This window comes from Bartonella sp. OD88NMGDW, assembly GCF_042193775.1.
GTDB lineage: Bacteria > Pseudomonadota > Alphaproteobacteria > Rhizobiales > Rhizobiaceae > Bartonella > Bartonella grahamii.
In genome coordinates this window covers 1-4,138 of the sequence record NZ_JBHIMA010000028.1, presented here as the reverse complement: position 1 = coordinate 4,138, position 4,138 = coordinate 1, and the positions used below count along the sequence as shown (strand labels likewise).

Sequence of the window (4,138 nt, the reverse complement as noted above, 5' to 3'; positions counted from 1 at the left end):
GGTCTGAAAATGGCTATTTAAAGAAAAAAGCTATATATTTCAATATGTTAAACACAAAAAGTGGTGCCCAGACGCGGCAAGCAGGGGCTTAGCAACAAGATTCAAAGTATATAAAGATGTGTAAGAGCGTATTGATGTCTATAGCTTTTTATGATTCAATAAAAAAAGTAAGCATTAAAGGAAAAATCTCAAATCAGAAATTAAAGGTGGTCTAAAAGGTGGACCAAAAAAGGTGGACGAGCAATGCTTGAAAAGGTGGACGAGAGGGGACGTTAAGTGAGGGCGATTCATCGGTTATCAGCATCATTCGTAAAGACGTCCTCGCAGGGTAAATATTGTGACGGGGCGGGGCTATGGTTGAATGTTCGAAAAGACAATACACGCTCTTGGTTTTTTCGCTATACGCACCACAATAAGCGCCGTGAAATGGGACTTGGTCCTGTTACAAAACTCTCTTTAAAAGAAGCGCGTGAGCTTGCTAGGCATTATAGTGATATTCTTAAAGAAGGCAATGATCCTATTGTCTTTCGAGAACAGACTATTTTAAAACAGCAAAGCAATATTTTTCAAGAAATTGCAAAAGCGGCTTTTGAAAGCAAAAAAGCAGAGTTGAAAAATGAAGGTAAAAACGGCCGCTGGTTTTCTCCGCTGGAGTTACATGTTATCCCACACATAGGGAATTTGCCTATAGAACAATTAACAGCAAATATCATTCGCAATGTTCTCTCACCCCTTTGGCATGAAAAAGCAGATACGGCAAGAAAAGCACTTAATCGTATTAACATTTGCTTGAAATATGCAGCGGCTCTTGGTTTGGACGTTGATCTACAAGCTTGTATGAAGGCACGCGCCCTTTTAGGAAAAACCCGTGCTAGATCAACAAATATTCCTGCTATGCCATGGCAAGAAGTTCCAGCTTTTTATCAGAATTTGGATGATAATATCCTTTCAAATTTAGCACTGAAATTGCTTATTTTGACAGGGGTACGGTCATATCCATTGCGCTATTTGCATCTTGAACAAATAGATAAAAATATATGGACAATACCAAAAGAAAACATGAAAGGTATTGTAGGAAAGGTTTCAGATTTTCGCGTGCCATTAAGTCGTGAAGCTTTGAAAGTGATTGAAAAATCTCTCCCTTTTGAGAAAAAAGGTTTTCTCTTTTCTGGTCTTACCGGCAAGCCAATTTCTGATGCAAGCATGGCAAAATATATGACAGTTTGCGGCTTAACTTATCGTCCCCATGGTTTTCGTTCAAGCTTACGGGATTGGATAGCAGAAACAACGTCAACACCGTTTGAGATTGCCGAAACTGTTCTTGCCCATTCAGTTGGGAGTTCAGTGACGAAAGCCTACATGCGAACGGATTTTTTAGAGCAACGGCGTGTTCTTTTAGAGCTGTGGGCTAGCTTTATATCGGGAGTGGTTTGACAAAATATTCTAAGGCCATTAGAGCATAAATATAATCATTGTTATTCTACCTTAATGGCAACCCTAAAGCTTTAAAGAAACGTTGATGTCTTTTCTCAGTATCAGCTATGAGCTTACTAAACGAAATAACCTCTATATAGGACTCATAACTCTTATGATATCCAAAATATCCCATATGATCGCCTGATTCTGTTAAATCCCAAAGTTTGCAGCACTCTTTTATTTTTGGAGTTAGATCACAGACGACATAACAGTAACCGGGAACTTTTCCATCCAAATTTATTGGACGCCCTTTTGGGGTAAGTACTTTGCCTGCACGAATTTTTTCTAGATAAGTAATGACCTGCAAAATAGGATCTGTTTCGGTACCAGCTTTCGCGTCATCTCTCATGGGACGCTTAATTTCTACTATAGTAAGAGATGCCAAAGTAGGAGATTCTAAACCCTCTTTGCTATCTGATACTAATAAAGGCTTCCAATAAATAGAATTATTACATAATTCTAAACTACATATATCAGGTCTTTCCTTTTCCATAGAGCCGGTAATAGACATTTTTTTTAATGATAAATCAGAAGCTAAATAATCATGAAATACTAATTTTTCGTCTATCAACCACAAGTTACAATTATCCATAGCTACAGAATTAGAATCACACTTCATGGGTACTATGAGTTGATGAATAACGTCTTCTTTAATATATTCTTTACCACCGTCATAAAGAGAATTTAAAGATTCCTTCAAAAGTTCTATGATAGTTTTTCTATGGAATAAGTAATTTGCCAAATCGGACTTTTTAAGATCACATACAGCATTTACATATTTATTAATTCTTGCTGCATAACTATCTGTATTTTCTCCTTGTTGAACTGCTAAAACATTATAACCTTCTTCTAAAATTTCATTTTCTACTCTAGCAAGACATTCATGCAAATGTAGTTCCAATTTTTTATCATTTATTTTAGGTGAAATCATATAGTCATTGTCTGTTAAATAGTTTAGGAGTGGACGATAGCGTGGTACTTTATGTGTGAAATTTTCAACTATCTCCTTACTGTTTTGAATGTTTTGCTTCAATTCTACAGCTAAATATTTTTGAATGCTTTCATAAATGGCTTGTCGTATTATCGGAAATGATATTTTTTTTCTTTTAAATAAATCTTCTTGTTTATCTTCAACATTTTCTTCAATATCAAAGCCTATTCTTTCAGAACGTACTCTTTCATCTAAAAAAAGAGAGCTTACATAACAAGAGTAGATAAATTCACCTATATCATCTTGCAGTTTTGATTGCATACCCGGAATTTTCTCAGATAACTTTTCTTTTGTAATAGCTCTATTGCCTGCACAAAAACATAAAGCCTGATTTTCTAAAGGTAAGGATCTAAATTTAATATGCATAATAGAAAAATTATAATTTTCTATTTTTATTTTTTCATTTAAAACGGCTCCATGCATGCATTGTTCATATAGATCATTTAATAATATCTTTTCTGTGTCATCTTCAATAGTTATGAAAGGGCAACCACCAGTTCTTGCAAAATACCAGAGACAATGTTCTAAGAGTGCTTTTGCGATAGATTGTAGTTTTTTAGGAATATGATTTTTATATTTTTGGTTTAGACCTGTTAACTCAACAATAGTTTCTCTCTTCGTACAATTATCTTGAAATTCATCTAATTCTTTTATACCTGCAGCAGCATCAAATAAAAATGTGCGCCCTTTTAATCCTCTATCTGTTTCATAAATACTCCTGATTTTTATATTATCAAAAGCTTTAAGCCATAAAAGTCGTCCTATACCATGGCAACCTTTATCTCTTTTATAATCTGAGTCTAAAGTTTTAAATGATTGAAAATTATGATCATTAAAGCCTGTACCATTGTCGATCACTTTAAAACCTACAATTTCTGTCTCGTTTAGTTTTTCTGTATCTTTGTCAAGTGGTAGTGAAGCTTGCTTCGATCTTATGACTGAAACTATAATGTAGCGTGAGGAAAAATCATTTCCTATTTCTTCAATGGAATGAATAGAATTTACAACTGCTTCAAAAAGAGGCAGTAGAGCATGATTTTCTGGTAAAGATGTATTTCTTACGCGGCCACTTAAATTTGTTCTCATTATCCACTCTAATCTATAAAAGACAATCAATTGTGTCGTTTTACAAAGATTTGACTTCCTCTTCATCCTTAAAGGATTAAAATTTCGAAGCTGTTCATATCAAATACAGTTTATTAGAAGCTTTAAATTCATGAAACAATTAATTCAAAGATTAATTCTTTGAAATCCACTGTTTTAAATGTGCAAAGATATTGTCTATCGCATCCATGAGACGAGCAAAATTAAGAATCCATTTTCTAAAGAATTTCGCGCGTCTCAGAGTATGTTTAGAGTCGGATATTTGGTTTTTGTGTAAAAATACTTACAAACGCATCCATAATACGTGAAAAATCAAGGGCTAATAAGAGTATAATGAGTACAATCCATTTCGTATAACGCGACATCACTTTTACACTTTTGTAGGTCATGATGATTTCTTGAAGTATTTCTTTTTCTGCTTCTGTAAGCTCTGTATCGTCTTGTGTTTTTTTTCTAGCCATGTTTCCACCCACACACGCGTTCACCTAGATTATTGTGCTTTAAGATCTCTCTTGCTAAGTTTGAACTGATGGCGTTCAGATCTTGCTTATCTAAATAAATTGGCAA

3 protein-coding genes are annotated in these 4,138 nt (G+C 34.4%); 1 reads left to right on the top strand and 2 read right to left on the bottom strand.

Features of this window, described 5'->3' with window-relative positions:
* Positions 1-276: 276 nt before the first annotated feature.
* The gene (locus ACFIJR_RS08675) at positions 277-1,434 is read left to right on the top strand and encodes a tyrosine-type recombinase/integrase (protein ID WP_375654027.1); all 1,158 of its coding nucleotides are present in this window, start codon (positions 277-279) and stop codon (positions 1,432-1,434) included.
* Positions 1,435-1,480: 46 nt separating this feature from the next.
* On the opposite strand, the gene ACFIJR_RS08670 is transcribed toward ACFIJR_RS08675, so the two are convergent.
* Positions 1,481-3,553, bottom strand: coding sequence for a hypothetical protein (locus tag ACFIJR_RS08670; protein ID WP_375654026.1), 2,073 nt, complete (start codon positions 3,551-3,553; stop codon positions 1,481-1,483).
* 266 nt (positions 3,554-3,819) lie between these two features.
* Positions 3,820-4,032 (bottom strand): hypothetical protein, encoded by a 213-nt coding sequence (locus ACFIJR_RS08665; protein WP_375620805.1) that lies wholly within the window; start codon positions 4,030-4,032, stop codon positions 3,820-3,822.
* Positions 4,033-4,138 lie beyond the last annotated feature (106 nt).

Bases quoted from the DNA above. Each gene is read 5' to 3' on its own strand.
- ACFIJR_RS08665 (WP_375620805.1), bottom strand. From the start codon at position 4,032: ATGGCTAGAAAAAAAACACAAGACGATACAGAGCTTACAGAAGCAGAA.
- ACFIJR_RS08670 (WP_375654026.1), bottom strand. From the start codon at position 3,553: ATGAGAACAAATTTAAGTGGCCGCGTAAGAAATACATCTTTACCAGAA.